Origin of the sequence: Bradyrhizobium sp. Rc2d, assembly GCF_900099855.1 — a bacterium.
GTDB lineage: Bacteria > Pseudomonadota > Alphaproteobacteria > Rhizobiales > Xanthobacteraceae > Bradyrhizobium.
Map to the genome: position 1 here is coordinate 1 of NZ_FNCU01000060.1, position 18,121 is coordinate 18,121.

General features: G+C 59.5%; 9 protein-coding genes and 1 pseudogene. 5 read left to right on the forward strand and 5 right to left on the reverse strand.

Features of this window, described 5'->3' with window-relative positions:
- The coding region (locus BLV07_RS40270; RefSeq protein ID WP_143035665.1) for a helix-turn-helix domain-containing protein at nucleotides 1-335 on the reverse strand (335 nt) is incomplete at its 3' end.
- Between the two features lie 732 nt (nucleotides 336-1,067).
- Here BLV07_RS40270 and BLV07_RS40275 point away from each other — a divergent pair.
- A complete protein-coding gene (locus BLV07_RS40275) occupies nucleotides 1,068-1,328 on the forward strand; it encodes a hypothetical protein (protein WP_091897630.1) in 261 nt (86 codons plus the stop codon).
- A 120-nt stretch (nucleotides 1,329-1,448) separates the two neighbouring features.
- Complete coding sequence (locus tag BLV07_RS49375) at nucleotides 1,449-1,775, forward strand: hypothetical protein (RefSeq protein WP_244551383.1); 327 nt, start codon at nucleotides 1,449-1,451, stop codon at nucleotides 1,773-1,775.
- Nucleotides 1,776-2,046: 271 nt separating this feature from the next.
- Here BLV07_RS49375 and BLV07_RS40285 read toward each other — a convergent pair whose 3' ends face one another.
- Genes BLV07_RS40285 through BLV07_RS40300 form a run of 4 tightly spaced genes read right to left on the reverse strand, consistent with a single transcriptional unit; the run spans nucleotide 2,047 to nucleotide 12,170 of the window.
- The gene (locus tag BLV07_RS40285) at nucleotides 2,047-3,414 is read right to left on the reverse strand and encodes a hypothetical protein (protein WP_091897633.1); all 1,368 of its coding nucleotides are present in this window, start codon (nucleotides 3,412-3,414) and stop codon (nucleotides 2,047-2,049) included.
- Nucleotides 3,411-9,683: an AAA domain-containing protein gene (locus tag BLV07_RS40290; RefSeq protein ID WP_176946082.1), complete on the reverse strand. Its 6,273-nt coding sequence runs from the start codon at nucleotides 9,681-9,683 to the stop codon at nucleotides 3,411-3,413. The genes BLV07_RS40285 and BLV07_RS40290 overlap by 4 nt, the downstream gene beginning before the upstream one ends.
- A gap of 10 nt (nucleotides 9,684-9,693) precedes the next feature.
- The gene (locus tag BLV07_RS40295; protein WP_091897639.1) at nucleotides 9,694-10,344 is read right to left on the reverse strand and encodes a 4Fe-4S single cluster domain-containing protein; all 651 of its coding nucleotides are present in this window, start codon (nucleotides 10,342-10,344) and stop codon (nucleotides 9,694-9,696) included.
- A complete protein-coding gene (locus BLV07_RS40300) occupies nucleotides 10,341-12,170 on the reverse strand; it encodes an AAA family ATPase (RefSeq protein ID WP_091897642.1) in 1,830 nt (609 codons plus the stop codon). The genes BLV07_RS40295 and BLV07_RS40300 overlap by 4 nt, the downstream gene beginning before the upstream one ends.
- A gap of 126 nt (nucleotides 12,171-12,296) precedes the next feature.
- Here BLV07_RS40300 and BLV07_RS40305 point away from each other — a divergent pair.
- From BLV07_RS40305 to BLV07_RS40315, 3 genes and pseudogenes are all read left to right on the forward strand, one after another.
- Nucleotides 12,297-12,686: pseudogene (locus BLV07_RS40305) on the forward strand (LabA-like NYN domain-containing protein); the annotation flags it as partial.
- Between the two features lie 318 nt (nucleotides 12,687-13,004).
- Entirely contained in the window at nucleotides 13,005-14,402 is a 1,398-nt protein-coding gene (locus BLV07_RS40310) for a carbohydrate porin (protein WP_091897647.1), read from the forward strand.
- A 906-nt stretch (nucleotides 14,403-15,308) separates the two neighbouring features.
- Nucleotides 15,309-15,614: a hypothetical protein gene (locus BLV07_RS40315; protein WP_091897650.1), complete on the forward strand. Its 306-nt coding sequence runs from the start codon at nucleotides 15,309-15,311 to the stop codon at nucleotides 15,612-15,614.
- Nucleotides 15,615-18,121 lie beyond the last annotated feature (2,507 nt).

Consider the following 18,121-nt stretch of genomic DNA (forward strand, 5'->3'; position numbering starts at 1 on the left):
CGGCTGTACCGGTACCCGTCCGGATGCTCTGCAATGTACTCGTCCCACAGCACCTGCAAGGTCACATGCTTGCGCTTGAGCTCGCGGGCAATAACGGACCAGTCAGGCTCTGCCACCTTGCGGCGACCCGGCTTCACGCCGGGCACCCCGTACAGCAGTTGCTCCAGCTCGGCGTCGCTTATCGCTTCCGGGACCGGCCATACCAGACCCGCGCGCCCAAACCGCTTCAGTGTGTCACGTACCGTCGTCGGCCCGATGCCGACGCGCTCGCCAACCACGCGCGTCGAGAGCCCAGCCTCAAGGCTCAACCTCACAATCTCGCGCACCTGGCGCATGATAACCCTCCTCGTCGGCATCCAATCCTCCCAGCTGCTTCCAGCCGGAGAAATGGCTCAACGATCGGGCCTCACACCATCCGAAATTGCGCGCAATCAAATCGGAATGCTGCGCGGACAATGCTCGGAATGCTGCGCGCGATCATTTCGGAACGCTGCGCGCCATCAAGTCGGTACGGTGCGCACCATCACCTCGGAATCGGCACGCAAGCCCACGAGATCCAGAACGGCAGCCTTGTCGTGTACACCTGTATTTCCCCGCGCGGCCCATCGAGCTCCTGTCGAACGTTCTGGTGACCGTGCGGACAAAGGTGCCGTTCCTTCACTGGGGTGACGTGGAGCCAGGTGGCTTGCGCATTCTTACGTACCTGGAGGGGCCTGCCCCGTGGGCCGCGGCCGCACCTGACGACCAAGGAACTGGCCGAGCAAAACGGCCGGCCGTGCGGATCCGAGCTTGGCCTCGATCACGAGGTCCGACAGTGAGATCCGCAAGCCGGCGAAGTGGTTGGCGTACGGATCGGATGTGCACCACGTGGAGCAGGGCGCTGGATCCGGCGACGCCCTCGCTTCCTCAGGCGGCCAACGTCAGGACCGGGTTTGCACACGCTTCGCGATACGGTAATAAAGGTACCGTGCTTAAATGATCAGCTATTTCGCTGGGTTGACTTCGTTGGACATTCCACCACCTTCAGTGGAATTCGATTGCCTGCGCTCGGGACAAAAGGGACGCAAATGACGATCTCGACGCTAGTTCTCGCCGCTATCAACGCGCCTCACAGCAAGCAGCTGGACGCGCAGGCGCTCGTCTTTTGCCTTAAGAATCCAGCTGCCGCTAAAACAATGCCGGGACACATGTCGGCTTTCTTCGGTGAAGTTGACACGTATTCGCAGAAAGAATTCGCACATCAGTTCGGCATCAGCGATGCGGAGCTCGTTGCTTCTGCAAAAGCGTTTTCCAGCTATTCGGGTGAGCATTACCCGATTGCAGCGTGATAACCGAGAAGACCAGGTCGGATTGGGCGAAGCTATTTCGGATAGCGCGCGATCTAATTGGCCAAGTTAACTCGCAAGGAACCGTCATAGACCCATTGGACGTTCGGCGGGGGCACCGCGATGATGCTGCAAATTGCACATCGCGAAAGCCACGACGTGGACATCTTTCTTTGTGATCCGCAATCGCTGCCGTTTTGGGATCCGCACAAACAGGACTTCAACTTCGAGATACGCCCAAGCGAATACAAGAGTGACAGCAATCGCTTTCTCAAATTGGCGTTCGAAGCTGTTGGCGAGATCGATTTCATCGTTGCTGGTCACAAGACCGCTAACCCAACGATTGAGAGAGAAATTGAAGGTATGAACGTCCTTCTAGAAAAGATTCCGGAAATCATCGCCAAAGATCATCTTTCGTGGAGCGAGTATCAAACCGCGAGATATCTTTGATATCGCTGCAGCGAGCGTCGATCATTCCGCCGAACTGATCCGCGAGCTGAACCCATATCGACAGAACGTGATCGAAACCATCGCTCAGATCGATAGGCTAAATCCTGAATTTGTGCGCGGGGCAATAGACAGTCTGATTATAAGGGACGACCATAAAGGAGTTGCCGCAACAGCTCTCGACTGCGCGAAAGAAATACTTCGGGCTGTGTGATCTTCGCGGACATCTGCGAGATGATCTCTGTTAGGTTAGTAGCTGGGTTCTTGCAAATTGCTAATTGGGCGTGTTGATTGATAGTGCTCGATATGAACTTTCAACAACTTCCGCTTCGTGGCTTACATCCGGAACTGACACGATCTTGAGAGGAAATTGGCCGGCGGGCCTTGCGAATTCCATTGCAAAGTGCCCGCCTGCTTTAGCGACCAACGCCTTCAGGCGATCGAACTCGCCGCACCAGATCGTTTCGATGTCGTGGTCACGTTTCGCATCGCGAGCTTCGGCCGAGCTGCCGATACCTACGGCGCGCACCTGGAGGAGATCCGATCTCGATCCGCCCAAGAGCTCTACTCCGTAGCCAGGATTCGCCGCCTTACGCAGGACAATCTGGCCGTTCTGGACCCAGGCGGTCGCCATTCCCTCCGATACTTCGTATCCCAGGCTGGCAAGACCTTCGAGCACCGCGCGCCTGCGCTCCGCCGCGGCCATCGCCTTGAATTCTTCCTCGATGAGAACGTCGGCGCGTTTGACGAGCTCTTGCCGGTTGCCGGGCGCCGGCGAGGCGAGGGTCTCCTCGATTTCGGTCAGCAGCGAGTTAGCCTCCGCTGACTTCATCACGGAAAGCTCGGCGCGTCGCGCCCGAAGCTCGTCCGCTAGTCGCGCGCTGGCGCGGCCATCCTTCACGGCCGCGGCCAGGTCGAGCAGAAGACTGTCCGCGACAAGCGATCTTCGAACGAGCGGCTCTGCTTCCAGCAGTGCGACACGGTCCGAGAATGGGGAGGAATCGATGCCAAGCCCGCGCAACTCGCCGAGAAGAGTATCGACGCGTCCCAAGGCGGGATCCTCCATCTCCTGAACTTGCCCGGCAATCCATTCCTGCAGCGTGCCGCGGCGTTCGCCGGCGCCCAGGCGAGTGGCAAGCTCGCGTTGCCGGTCTGTCGCGGTTTCCTGTGCCGCCTGAGAAGAAAGCAGCAGCAGCGCCTTTGCCATCGCCGCTTCCAGGCGATCGGAAGATCCGGCCGAACCACTGAGCTCGCTTCGAATGTCGGTGGGAATTTCGACTTTCAGGGCTTGTAGCCTCTGTAGCAGTGCCTCGGCCGCGGCTTTCGAGCGCCTTAATTCGCGGTTCGAACGGGCCGCCATTTCGGCAGTTCTTTCGACCCGGCGCTCGGAATCCGCCTGAAGGAAGGCGATCTCGGCGGCAACCTGTTTCTGGAGTTCGACGAAACGATCGGCGTCGAGCAGGCGACGAAGCTCATCTCGCCGGACTATGACTTTGTCGATGTCCTTCTGCTCAATCGTTCCGTTGCGCTTGCCGGCGGACGTCCAGCTTTCGATCGCGGCGTCAAGCCGCGCCAGGTTGCGGTGGCAGATGGCGATGATCTCGGCTCGGGTAACGATCCTGAATGCTTTGGGTCCGCTCATTGCAATCCTCTCCCACGGAGCGCGTGCTCGACAGCGTTCTTGAGCCGGAGGCGTTCAGCGTCTCCAGCATGAGTCCAAGCATACGACGAAACTCTATGGACATAAGGAACGGCTCTTCCCAACACATTGGGACGCCAGATCTCGCGAGCACGAGCTCTTTGAAGCAATTGGTGTCGCGGCGCATCGCATTCCACGCCTATCGCGTATAGGCCGGTCCGGGGATCGGTCACGGCAAAATCAAGGCTGAATGCGCCGCCATCGCGAGCGCGAGTGGGCTTATAGCCATTCGCTTCCAGAAAGGCTTCGACGGACCTGGTGAAGCCGTCGTCCTCATGATGTCCAGCTTCGTGGTGCGGACGTGGTTCGGTTACCATCCGGTCCAGGAGCGTCTTTCCGGAGTCTGCAAGACCATCGGATACCGTCCTGGCATATTCGAGGTAGCCTTGCAGATAGTCGCGCGGCACCCTGGGACCACTCCGCCTCGTCAACAGGTCCGATATCTCCGATATCGGCATGGATGTAACGATCACCACCTTTTCTCTCGCACGTGTTACCGCGACATTCAGGCGGCGCTCGCCGCCGGCGTGGCCTAGCGCGCCGAAGCTCTTGCGGAAAACGCTGTGTTCGTTGCGGCCGAATGTCGTGGAGAAGACGATGATGTCACGTTCATCGCCTTGCACGTTCTCCACATTCTTGACGAAAAAGCCCATGTCCTCGCCATGTTCGATACGTTCGCGCTCGCGCATCAATGCCTCTCGGAACGCTGCATCGTTTTCGGCGCGATCTTCCAAAGCATCTTCTATGGCGTCGGCCTGCTTGCGGTTGAATGTGACGACACCGACCGACGGTGGCGATGAATCCTCCCAGAGCTGCGATAGGTATTGTACGACATCGCTGGCTTCCTTTTGGTTCGTCTGGGCCTTGTAAGTGCCGTCCGAGCGCACGACTTCGATCGGCTTGAGCCTGCGGATTGTCTCTACGGGATGGCGAACGGGCACGCTAAGGCCGTTGGCGTAGAACGATGCGTTCGAGAATGATATCAGCTCTCGATATTTCGAACGATAGTGCACCTGCAGAGTACGGGTCCGAAGCACGGAGCGGGCGAGTTGGAGGAGGTCGGGACAATCCTTGATCTCTCTGCGATTCCACGTCTCCGCGAAGGCTTCGCGTTCCTCCTCGCTGGCTCCTTCTTCTGGTTCTTCACCGTCGAATATTGCCGCTTCGTCGTTCTCGACCTTGCTGGCGAAGAAGGAGGTCGGCGGCATCTGCTTTTCGTCGCCGCTGACGACGACGAGCCTGCTGCGGAACAGGGAGGGCAGCGCATACTCAACGGGCATCTGCGAAGCCTCGTCAAAGATGACGGTATCGAAGAGTCCCGCGCGAGGTTGCAGCACGCGGCTTGCGACATCTGGCGTCATGAGCCAGACCGGCCGGAGTGCGAAAAGACCGAGCGGAGCGGCGCGATCGATGAATTCGCGCAATCTTAGCGCTCTTGGGCCACGCAGCCTGGTGATCGCGTCCCACTCGCTGGTCGGACGCACTTTTGCTGCATCGATACCTTGGACGAGAAGATCCCGGTTGTACTGCCGGATCTGTGCGTCGGCTTCCGCGAGCGATTTTACCTTCGCATCTAGCTCGTCGGCGTCGAACAAGACGTCAGAATTCGCACCCTCCATATCGGCCTTCCACGCCAAACGGGCCTCGCGGCCTATAGTGGCGCGAATGCAGGCGTCGAGGTCTTCGGAAGCCAGTTCCGAAAGTTCGGACTCCCTGGACCTGAGTGTTGCGAAGATGGCGCGCTCCTTGTCGTCCAGGCGCGAAGAGCGAAGTCGATATTCCTGGTAGCTGCTCAGCATCGGCAGAGCCTGCGCGATCTGGTCAATGGCGCTCGCATTGGAGCGACCATTCTCGATCGCCGAGCGTCTCGATCCGAGCCACAGTTCGTCGAAATAGGTCCTCAGCCGGTCCAATGCGGCGCGGCTCTCCTCCCGCGTGTCATGCCTTCTGAGCGCGAGTTCAGCCCGCTCAAAAAACGTGCCGAGCTCCTCGGTCGTTCCGGCCGAGAGCGCTCTCTCGAGCTCAAGCCGTTCCGGGCACCGATCGATGAGCGAATTGTGGCCTCCCAGACCATTGAGGAAGGAGCCGAGGCGCTCGGCGAAATCGGCGAGCTGACCGGGCGACAGATCCAGATTGGGGGCACGGCCGAACAGGATCGTGAAATATTGCTCGAGTTCGTGCCTTGGCCGGCGTATGGCCAATTCGAGCTCGACCGCATAGTACAACGAGCTGATGGCGTCGTTATCTTGCGGGAGCTGCAATGACGCAAGGAGCTGGCGTACACGGCGCGTTCGCAGCCAATGGAGCGGGTTGAGCCATTGTAGGGCGCTTGCCGGCAAGCGAACTTGGCCCGCGAGTTCCCCGGCAGAGCAGAGCTCTTCCTCATTGAAGGCGATGAGCTTGGAGCAAAAGTTCGGTTTGTAGGACGGGCCGTTGAGCGATGAGAAGATTTCTTTAATCGCTGATAGGCCCTCAAGAATGCGCGCAGCTTCCGATGTGCCATCCTCGACGTTCCGAAACAGCGGCCGCAATCGAGCGAGATTTGCGCAGACCGAATCGCTGATCGAGCGGAGCTCATCCGCTTCGACGCGCCAGGACCGAAATTCCGCCGCATCCGATATCTTCAGACAATTCGCCGTCTCAGCGTCGGTCTGCTCCCGCCGCGCGTCGGCTTGCAAAAATGCCTGTAGGTGCAAGGTCAGCGCGGCCGCGGTTCCTCGATCGGGATTGAACGGCTTGAGGGCGGACAGAGGATTGTCTTCAAATTTCGACGGAAGCCAGAATTTCGCAAGCGGGCCGCAATTCTCCTCGATCCTCGCCACGTCCGCGGGATGTAGATCTGCCAGCAAAGGGCGGAGTTCAGGGGCGTCAATAGGTTTCGGGCTGCCTTCTTCGATCTCGAGCAGTTCGCCGAGCAGCGTTCGATAGGACAATCCGGTTCGATCATCCACGGAATGAAGTGCAACCTGGCGACGGTCCAGCTCCGTCTCGAGCGTCTCGATGCGAGCCGCGAGGCGATCGCGCTCTCGCTTCCAGGCCGGAGACCCTCCGGGAGACAGGTTGTGCAAAGCCTGGACCTGCGAACGGATTGCGCCGACGATCGGCTCACGGTCGCGGTGGGCATCGGTGATCATGACGAAGCGATCCGTCAGGCGTTCCTTATCCAAGCGCTTGCGGACCACCTCGAGAGCGGCTTGCTTCTGGCAGATCACGAGGAGCGATTTTCCCGTGCCGATGGCGTCCGCGACCATGTTGACGATGGTCTGGCTCTTGCCGGTTCCGGGAGGTCCTTCGATGACCAGTCCCGGCGCCTGACGTGCTTCGAGGACGGCCGCCTCCTGCGAGGGATCACTATCCGCAGTAAAGTACCGGTCGGCCTCTTTCAGCGGTGGGGATGCCGAAGGCGCCGCCTGCTGTTCGTTCAGGCGCAGCGCGGCCTCCAGTGCCGTGGCCGTCGGCGGCAAGCCGCGGAGGGTCTCGAGATCCTTCATCACCGCCTGGCCCATGAAGGCCAGATGGAACAGCACGGCTGCTGGCACCAGCTGCCGTTCTTGCGCGCCGACTTCGACGTCCTTTCCGGGAAGAGCAGTCAATTCGCTGCCGATAGGCTTGGCCAATCGGCTGAAGGCGTCCATCACCGCCTGGACGGACAAGCTTGCATGGGTCAGGAGCTCGTTGGCCGCTTCCTGCCAACGTCTTGCCTCGGGAATGCCGACCATTCCTTCGAGAGCGGGATTGACGAGAACATGCTCGATCTCGGTATCGGGATTTCTCTCGCGCCCATAACCTAAAGCGACATGACCGCGGTTTCCGACCTCCGGATTGACGCGCACCGGCCACAGCAAGACCGGCGCAATCCGCGGTCTCGCGTTCGGCCGATGATCGCGCATGATCAGGAACGGAAATCCCATGAACAGGCCATCAATGCCGGTATCGCGCCTGTAGAGCAATGCATGGGAGTGCAAAGAGCGCAACCTTCGCTCAATCCCGTCGTCATCGGCGAAAGCCGCCGGATCGACGTTCACGGTCCGGTTCGTACGACCAAGCAGTTGGTCGAGAATCTCAGCTGCCGGCACTCTGGACGTGTCGAGCTCGGTGAGATCGATCCTGGCCGATTTGCCGATCAGCATGCGCGTCAGCGGCCCGCGCAACACGCCGCCTGAAATCCGCTTGGCGAAGAAGTCCAAGATCGTCGACACATAGCCTTGCTTCGGAAGCGCTCTCCACGTCTCGGCGGGCACACAAAGAAGGGCGAGCGCGCGCCCTAAGGGCATCCGTCTGTCCAGGCGAAACTGGTCCGCCCACTCGTCGACGTCCTTGATGCCGCATCTGGCGAAGTTTTGAATGCGCTCGTCAATCGCCTGGTAGATCTCGCGACGTGGGCGGCCGAGGAGCGTTGTCGCCTCCTCTGCCGAAAAGTTGCCGAGCCCGGCCGTCGACGCTTCCTTTTCTGCTTCTTCGATGACCTCGGCGACCGAGCGGAACTGGTTCGAGGTCGCGCTGAGCAGGATGACGAGGTCTTCTTCCGCCGAAATGCGGCGCTCAGTGAGCGCTGCTACGCCGGCATGGTCGGTATCGGGGAAAAGCTTTCGCCGTTCTTCCCAGAGCGCGGCCAGGCGGGCCATAGAGGTCGACAGCAGGTGAACGCGCAGAGCATCCTCGTCGACCGCGATTTCGAGTTGGTCCAGTCGCTTACGAACCGTGTCCGAGCGGACCTTCAGGCGCCAGAGCCAATCGTCCGGATCAATCTTCCGCAGCAGGTCGGGTGCAGGACCTGTGATCAGACTGTAACCGTCGCTCGGGTGGTCGAGCAGCCAACCCGGTGTGACGATATTGCCTCTGACGATCAGAGGCATCGACGGATTGAGGGTTTTAAGTGAGATGGAGAGCTTCAAATCCTCCTGAAGGTCTTCAGTCCGCAGAATTTGCCGAAGACCTGCCGCAACAGCCGCTTCGAAGCCGGCCTCCGAAGTCCAGCTTGCAACGGCCCCTCTGAGGACAAGCGCTTTGGCTTGGTCCCAGTTCGCAGCTTCCGCGGCTGCCAATGCGAACATGTTTGCAGATCGATATTGTTTGCCGCCCAGCGAAATCGAGCTTCGGCCCTCTGTGTCGCCCGCTGTATCGGCCGCTGGCGCTGAAACACTTTCTCCGCGTAGCCAGGCCTGAACTTCCTTCCACTGCCAGCGCTGACGCCTGTCACGCGCCAGCAGGCCGCGCAGCAACGTGTTGATCCGCTCATCCAAACTTTCGGGGAGGTGTACGCCGTTGGTGAGAATGTGGATCAGAAAGGCCTGCTCATTGATGCCTTCGAAGCACGCGCCTTGGGTGATCTTCTCCAACAAGATCATCCCCATGCTCCACCAGTCGGAAGCGGGGGCGACGCCGCCGGCGATCGCCTCGGGCGCCATATAGCGAGTGGTTTCAAGCGGAGACACGATATCGAGGTCGAATTCGGAGAGCCGTGCCGAGCCGAAGCCCCCGATGACGAGGTCAAGTGGCTCTTTTGACCGCACGAAGACCACGGAGGGGCGCAGATCCCTGTGTCGCAATCCGGCTTCGGTGAGAGCGTGAACGGCCTTGGCGAGCTCGCCGACTAACGTTGCAACAGACGCCGGATCGGCTGGATCGACGGCAAAATCCGCCAGAGTGCCGCCCTTGAATTCCTCCGCGACCTCGTAGGAGCGGTCCTGCCAGCGACCGATTGCGAAGAATTCCGGGACGTGATCTCGAGGAAGCTTTAAGAGCAAATCGTAGATCGCTTGGTCCGGTTCCGAGCCTATAGCGTAAAGCGTGAGTATTCCTCGCTGTCCGTCTGAGGCGCGCGTGGCGACGAAGCGCTCGCGAACTGTGCTGGACGAGGCGATCCGATCCTGCAGATGCCAACCGTCCACGACCGTTTCGTGGCCGGGCGCTGGCGCGGGCTGTGGCGTCGGAATGGGCTCGGTCGGTGAGGGCGCCTCGTCCCCCTCGATGATCGGCTCGCCGCATAGGCTGCAGATCAGGTCGCCAGGAGAGCCCTGATGACCGTTTCGGCAGGTCGGGGCGCTCGAAAGAGGAATTACAGCTGGATTTCGCCTTGGTCTCGCCGATCCCGCCAGCGTTATATCGACGGCCGACAAGTCCCAGCCGCAGGTTTGGCCGTTCAACGTGCCTTCGCAAAAGATCTCGCTGACGGGGCGTTCGGTATTACAGTTCGGGCAAAGTCTGATCATCAGCAAAATTCTAAACAGAGGGAATATGTGTATCTTCCGAAATTCCCAGCGTCGCTCCGCCGCCTTCGAGCATATGTCGAAGGCGCCGGAAGTCGCCACGAGCCGGAATGCCCGCAAGCCAGACGTCGCCATTATCGTCGAACATGACGTCGAAGGTGCGGTCTCTTTCGTCCATCGGCCGGTCGAAACTCGCGAACCGAGCGCGGCCCAGGGGCGTCATGAGGTGTAGCTCCTGATTGTCGCTGCCACGAAGCGCGAGGGTTTGCTTTTCATCGATATCGAACGGCCCGGAAACGACCGCGTCGATCAGAGATGGCGATGTGGCTAGCGCTTCGCAGATCGCGGTCCACGGGTGGCCGGTAAAGACCAGGATGTCCGCCTTCGTTCGAGTTCTAAGCCGCGCCAGAAGATCGAACAAAGCCTCGCGTTGATCGAAGGGCTCGCCACCCGAAATCGTGATCCCATCGGCGGTCGAAAGCCATGGCGAGACTGCCTCGACGACTTTCTCTACGGTCGTCGTTCCTCGTCCGTGCGCCCAGGTGTCCATGGAGATGCATCCCGGGCAGCGGATCGAACAGCCTTGAAACCAGATCCCGATCCTTCGGCCAGGCCCCAACGTTGTGACCGGGAAATGGATGCGCGACAGATTGACCATCCTCATCGGGACTGCTCGCTCACGAGATCGATCGTGGTCGATGGTCCAGGTCGAATCTGTTCAATCCTGTATCTGTGTCCGGCTTCCGCTCCGCGATCGAAGAGACTGCGCGACAGCGGGTTGATGAGGTGAGATTCAACCTGATTGCGGATGCCGCGGCCGCCGTTTGAAAGATCAGAAAGGCACAGGCCGCGAAGGACCTCGCGGGCAGCTCCGGTCAAAGTCACGCCATAGCCGAGCGAGCTGACGTCCCTGAGCAGGTTGTCGACCATCTGATCGAATATCTCGTTTGCAACCTCGGGCCGGATGAAATCGAAGACGATGACGTTCTCTCCGATCCGGTTCAATATCTCGGGCCGGTTCAGGACCTGTTTGAAGTGCTTTTCGATCTCGCTTCGGACCTTTCTCCGCACGCCGTCGAAGGTCTCTTCGGGCGTGACGTTGGCAATTCTCTCACCAGATGGCCCCGGTACGTAGATGCCTAAATTTGAGGTGAAGACAATGAAGGCTTCGGAGAAATAGACACGATCGCCTCGTCCCGAGGTGAGGACGCCGTCGTCGAGGACCTGCAGGAATTTGTCGAGAATCCTCGGATGGGCCTTTTCGATCTCGTCGAACAGGACGACGCTGAACGGCTTCTCACGGATCGCGTTCGTAAGCTCGCCTCCGACGTCATACCCGATATAGCCGGGCGGTGCCCCGATCAGCCGCTGGTCCGAGTGCTCGGCACTGAACTCCGACATGTCGAAGCGGATATACGCAGATTCATCGCCGAAAAGCAGGCTGGTGATGGTCTTGGCGAGTTCCGTCTTGCCGACACCGGTCGGCCCGGCAAGAAAGACGACACCTCTTGGCCGGCCGCCGCGCGGCGATTGTCCGATCCCCGTCACCGCGCGCTTGACGATATCGAGCATATGAGTGACTGCGTGAGACTGTCCCTTGACGCGGCGTCTGACGAACTCTTCACCCGAAGTGATCTTGTCGCGACTGATCTTGCGCCAGGGATCCTCAGTCACGCCCACTTTGAAGCGCCGGACGGCATCCCCGATCCGATCGAACTGCACGCCTTCGCTGCGGGCGAGCTGCGCGACCGCGCTGACGTCGAGCAACAGAAGGCCTTCAGTCTCGTCCACGAATGCTTGAGTACACTTTTCTAGGTCAGATTGGTCCGCGTTCTGCGCGCCGGGTAGACTTCGGACAAGGGAGCGGATCATGCTCCTTCTCGCAAGATGATCCGGTCGCCCAATGGGCACGTGTCTGATCTTCGGGTTTCCGATCAGGAACCAATCGGGCAGATCACCCTCCTTGTCGACGATCCACACGACCGTATTGAAGAAGGGCAGCCGCTTGTCGCCCGCCGGACGCGCCCGCGCCGCATGAGACAGGATCAGCGCCCGGGAGAAAAGCTGGTGCTCGGCAGGTGATAAGGCGTCGTTTCGCGCGATCAGTCTTGAGGCAAAGTCGACGATAAGGGCGGAGGGCTGGCCTTCAGCCATGACGTGCCGTTCGAGCGTCGTCGACAACAGATCGATCCCGCCGGCCGCTGTGCCAGCAGTCGGCACTAGACCCAGTTGAGTGAGGTAGCTTCCGTCGGCCGGCTCGACGTCCCGAAATCCGTTCAGAAGATCGAACCATGCGATCCGCCCATAACCAGCTGCCTTCAAAACGTCCGGCAGGACCCTCGATAGCGGCGCTGCGGTCAACTCGCCCGGACCGAGCTCGTGGATCTGAAGGTCCCGCGTATTGCCGGAGAGCACGAATTGGCTGCGCAGAGGCAAAAAGCGCAGCAAATCGCGGAGCCATCTGGCTCTTTCCACCGAACTGTCGTTCACCGAGAAGCCCCCTTGTACGCGTATCGCGCGACTATAAGCTATCCTACTCGCTGATTTCGAGAGTATTTCCCAAGAATCCATAGGGAAATGAGATAAGGCGACGAAGGACGAGAAGGGCGGCCTCGAATCGACGGAGCCAATCTCTATGCCACAGCCAAGACCCTCAACTTCGACATCGATTACAAGCGGCTGCTCAGCGAATTTCAAACTCGCGGGACGCTGCTCCGAGCGTTCTACTACACGTCCATGATGGAGGATCAGGATTACTCCTCGGTCCGGCCGCTGGTCGACTGGCTGGACTACAACGGCTACACGGTCGTTACCAAGGCGACGAAGGAATACATCGAGGCGTCCGGTCGCAAGGTCAAGGGTGACATGAACATCGAGCTTGCAGTCGATGCTATGGAGCTCGCGGAGCACATGGACCAGATGGTGCTGTTCTCGGGTGATGGAGACTTCCGCTCGCTGGTTGAAGCTGTGCAGCGGCGCGCCGTCCGCGTCACCGTGGTCGAAACCCCTGGTATGATCCAGACGCTGGTATGACTGTGTCGCCGGCGCTGCTCATTCCTGCGAGCTGTGCCCCGCGAGACGAGCGCAACGAATAAGCCCGGCATTTGCGCCGGGCTGATCGATAATATAGTTCGGTTCTCAGCAACGAACGAATTAGACAGGAGTCAGTCGCGTCCAGTCGGTTCGGATTCTGACATTGCATGCTTGCCCACGACCATCGCATGTCGGGTTCCGGAACAGGCCACGGTACGCTCTTGAGTTTGCCGTCCGACCATGCGCCAATGCGTCGTATCGTGGAGTCCTCCGTATGCAGTTCAATTGAACATGTCCGTTAGATGCCTGGCGCTGGCAATCCTTGCCGCGGGACTACTCGCGGGGACGCATGTTTTCGCGCAGGAGGACAAGAAGACTGACGAAGACAAGCCTGCCGATCCGGACACCGGCGAGAGCACGGTCGAGGAGAAGACCCTTGGGCTTCTGCCGAACCCCTTCCAAAAAAAATATGGGATCAAGTTCGCCGCGACATACATCGGCGAGACGCTCGGAAACGTCTCCGGCGGACTGAAGCAGGGAGCGATCTACGAAGGCCGGCTGAACCTCGCGGTCGATGTCGACTTGCAGAAGCTCGCCGGCATCGACAAGCTGACCTTCCACGCCAACATGTTCCAGATTCACGGCGAGGGACTGTCGCGCAACTATCTCGATAACCTCTTCGTCGTCAGCGGCATCGAAGCGTTGCCGTCGACGCGCCTATACGAAGCCTATTTCGAAAAGCAGTGGGGCAACAAAAAGATCTCTCTGAAGTTCGGGCAGCTCGCCGCCGACAGCGAGTTCTTCAACACGAAATACACCGACGTCTTCACCAACGCCTCGATGGGGTGGCCGGCGATCACATCGCTCGACCTGCCCAGCGGCGGCCCGTCGCCGCCGTTAGCGGCAATGGGTACCCGGCTGCTGCTCAACATCACGGATCAGCTATCCGTCCTCGGAGGCATCTTCGACGGCAATCAGGCAGGTCCAGGCCCGGGCGACCCGCAACAACGTAACCGATATGGCGTCAACTTCCGGATCAACGATCCACCTCTCCTGCTCGGCCAGATCCAGTACGCCTGGAACAACAAGAAGGGCGATCCCAATCTGGCGGGCCAGATCAAGTTCGGCGGATGGCGTCACTTCGGGCCATTCTCCGATCTTCAACTCGCCAGCAACGGCGTTTCGCTTGCGGCACCGATCAGCAGCGGCGCTCCGCTCATGTTGGCGGGCGACGTCGGCGGATGGGCAGTCTTCGAGCAGCAGATCTATCGCGTGCCCAAGAACGATGACCGGGGAATTGGCGTATTCGCTCGCGTCTCCGGCGCTCCCGCCGACCGCAACCTGATCGATCTCTACGCCGACGCCGGGCTCGAATTCATCGGCCTGAGCGACAAACGGCCGGACGACAAGTTCGGCGTCGCGGCCGGCTATGCGCACGTCTCGAAACGCGCCCAGGCGCTCGACGCCGACTATCGCGCACTTGTCGGTCCGGCTTGGCCGGTACGCAGCTTCGAAGGACTGTTAACGGCCGTGTATCAGTACCAGCTAAGGGACGGCTGGACGCTCCAGCCCAACTTCCAATATGTCATCCACCCCGGCGGCGGCGCGACGGATCCGGCGGGGCCGATGCGGGGCAAAGCGCTCAAGAACGCGGTAGTCTTCGGTCTGCGTACGACGATGAAATTCTAGGTGGGCGCCCCCGACTGAGAAGGGTCCTACGCGAAGAACTATCCGCGAAGAGAGCATGAAGGATTTCGGAGGTGCGCCGCGGACGGCTTCGGCTGTTGTATGCCGCGGCCGGGGAATTGATCTTGTGAGTCCCGGAGATGAGAGAGTGCGCTGGCAGACTGCAGCCGGCTACGCTCCAGAGCCGCTTGGCGATGAGCCCAAGCGGCCGTTCCGCTTCAAGGCGGTATGATCGGGGCGATATGCTTGGGCGTGTTCTTCTCGAATTTGCGGGACCATACGAGCTGTGTCGGGAGCTCCAGGAACGCCGCGTGGGCCAAGCTGCTCGCGCGCAATGTTATCTTCAGTTTTTCAGGCGCTACGCCGTTGATCGGGCGTGGATGCATGATTCTTTTCCCCAGGCGTACCGGCCGTCAATCTTGCGATGCGGCGAGCTCCGCTCCAGACCTCCATTACCATATGTGTTTCGAGGAATTTTGCGGCTCGACGCCGTGCGTCTACTTTCTGTCCTAGCAAAGGGTAGCTGTCTAACGTTCGAAGGCGACAACCTCGTCCAGGCGGTAATGTCATCGGCCAGGCAACTTCAAGCTCGGGGTTTGCGCTGGGCTCTCTGACTTATCGGAGACTTTTGAAGAGCAGGCCCGGTTTGCCTGGACGCCCGGGCCCATAGTCTCAGCGACCTGAGCGGCCGGTTGTTCGGCTACACGCCACTTTATGAAAAATGAATACAGCCGGGTTGCGATACGTCAAAAGCCATCCGGCGTGAGCCGCATCTACCATGATTAAGAGCTTGCCGTTTTTTCCCGGTCTGCTGTAGAATCTTCTTCGTGTTAGGACTTCGAGGGAATAGCCTCGGTTCAGTTCCAGATTTCGCAAATTCATTTGAAACATTCTGTGGGGGACATTGCGATGGCTAAGCCTTCCGTTTCCCGTGAGGCCTTTCGTGGGTTGTTCGCCTTTTATGCGGCCAAGGCCCACCATGATCATAACGGTATCGCCGAAGGCCGACTCCTCAAACTATTTGGATCGAGCGAACACATCCCGGACGGGCTGTTGGAGTTGTGGTCATCACGAACCGAGCTGATTAGCCCTGAGGCTGTTGGCAACATAGTGTCACCACTCGCTCATCAGATCCTGGACGGCGGCGCACAATATAACCACGCGAGCGACTTCCTTCATCGACTGTTGCGAGAGTTAGACCGAGACGTTCATTAAGCGCTTAAAGCAGCCTCAGGGTCCGAGTTGGGCGGACAACAGACGTAGCTTTCGCGGAGACGGCGAGTAGTGCTCCTCCATTGAGGCGGAGCGGGCGGCGATCATCAGTTCAATCAGTATAAGCGCGTGGTCGCTCGGTTTCGGCAGTCTCGTTTGGGGCTAAGCAACGGCGCGCCCGCTCGATCTGTGCGTCGGTAGCGCCATGGTTACGAGCGTACATCTCGGCCACTGGTGCCGAATATTTCGCGACGTAGTATCTGACCTCGCTGCGAGAGATGCGCCCTGTGGGCCTGTGGTGACGCGAAGCGAACGCTTCGGATCCCAGCGGGATCAGCAACAAGGCAACAATGGCCCCCGCCCGTACGATCATTCTCGCCGTCCCCCATACATTCTGTCTGCTTCGTACAGAGAGCAGGCCTGAATCGCGGGCACGACGCAAATTAAGAATCGTGCACTGGTGCAAAGTGCTGGGAGACTGTTGCTCCAATGCTTCGGTGCTGCGCAGGCAGTGAAAAATGAGGCGTCGGTAAAAGCGATCTGATGCGAGCGTTCCAAAAAGCCGAAGTGGCAAGTTCGATCATCGCATTGAACGGCTATACGAGCTTGCGATAGCTAGCTCCGCCGAAGAACTCTCCTTCTACGGCTGGCCTTGGGGATACGGCTAGTCCTGGCAATCCTTCTCGCCTGAGCGGCTCGTAGGCGACGCCGGAGGGCCTGCAGTTCTCGAAATAGTGCGACCAGTTCCTCAACCCGTTCGCCCAGAATAGTCGAATAATTGTAAACCCGAGCTCGATTACTCATTACTGCCCAAACCATGATTGTTGAAAGCAATAGGCGGTCGACAACGGGAAAAATATGCAATCCAGGGTAGGAACATACAACCCATAAATGACGGTGGCATTAACAGGGGCCACGCAAACGTCCTAAATCGTTGTTCAGTGCGCGTTGCTTTCGCTTTGTCTTTCGGGTTGATTTCGTTTCGAAAGATTAAAGCTGCAGGCTTAGTACCGCGGCACTCTCGCGCGCTGCGATCTCTCAGGCGTGGTAGTTCCCTTCTGCCCTTAGTCGCACGACGCTACTTAGGGCCGCTCTTATCGCGTGGCGGCCCCTTGAGGTTTGAAGGATCGCATCGAACATTACAAATTATACCCGCGCCCCATTGCGACCAGTTGCGTGCATCATGACAACCGCGTAGCGCATGCCCCGCCTTGCCCATCGGACCGCCGGCCACTCTCCCTCTCCTCCGCCGCGGAGGGCCAGGGGGCGGACTATGAGGCCCGGGCGCCTAGGCAAACCGGGCCTCGCCTTAACTGCTCCTCCGCTTAGCACATGCCAATCGCGTGTACGCTTTCGCGATGGCGACATGAGGCTCGATAGGTCCGCCAGGGAAACATCGATGATCTCAGCGCCACTGTGCACTATGAAACCTAGGGGTCGATCCCTCGGAGGCTCCGCCGCGCATCGCACCAATGCAAGGGAGGTCCAGCAGCTCATGGTTGCAAACACAGTCCGGCCGGCTTGGCCTTGAGCTCCCGGCGACCGCCAGGCATCACGCCTTTTTGGTTTCTTGCGCGATCCAGCGCTGTCTTATTCGTGCTGAGGGACATCGGCTGTTAAGAGTTGGTTTAGTTCCCGGCATGATCATTGGGGACCACAAGGGGCCCGAGCATGCAACTGCATCATGCCAATACCTTGGAAAGGATCGAGACGGTCGCGGATCAAGGCAGTGGCGAGGTCGCGACGTGGCCCGTCACTCTCGACCAATCAGATTTCTTGACCTCCAATCGAGATGAGATCCTGGCGCTATTAGAGCCAAGCGGCCATCCAAATCGCACCATTTGGCTCGTCGTGGCCGCATTGGCTGGGGGCTTCGGGTTGGGATGGGCTGGGGCTTTGTACCTTCCTGCAACTATCTCGGCTCTCAACCCAATTGCTCAGATAGATACGGCTTCGCGCCGGATGCCTGACACAAAGTCAGGCGGTAAGGCCGAAAGCGCCCGAAAGATAGCATCAGCATCAGGCTCGCGAGGACCGCCTGGTTTAGGTCAGCCCTCCACAGTCAGCGCGAGCCTTGCTCCGAAGCCTCTCGCCAAAGCGTCGAGTGCGGCGCAATCGGCGGAAGCTTCGAATCAAGCTTCCTCTGCTGTGGAGACGGACATGTCTGTGACCGGCTCGCTTGAGCCTGCGGGGCCGCTCCTGTCGGTTCCCGAGACAAGACCAACGACAATTGGGGGTTGGACAGTCCTTGAGGTTCGCGGCGGAACGGCGGTGCTCGAAGGGCCCGATGGGATTCGAATGGCAGCACGGGGCGACGTGGTCCCCGGCATCGGGCGAATCGATTCTATCGTGCGTTGGGGCAACCGCTGGATAGTTGCAACAGCTCGTGGATTGATCTCGACGCCCTAGGCGTGAACGGTTGCGAAGAGCGTGTCACTGTGCTCGCGCATTCCCCGACTTCGGGAGAATGACGGAATGATGCCCACGCTGCGGTTGTATTTGGAGTCGCG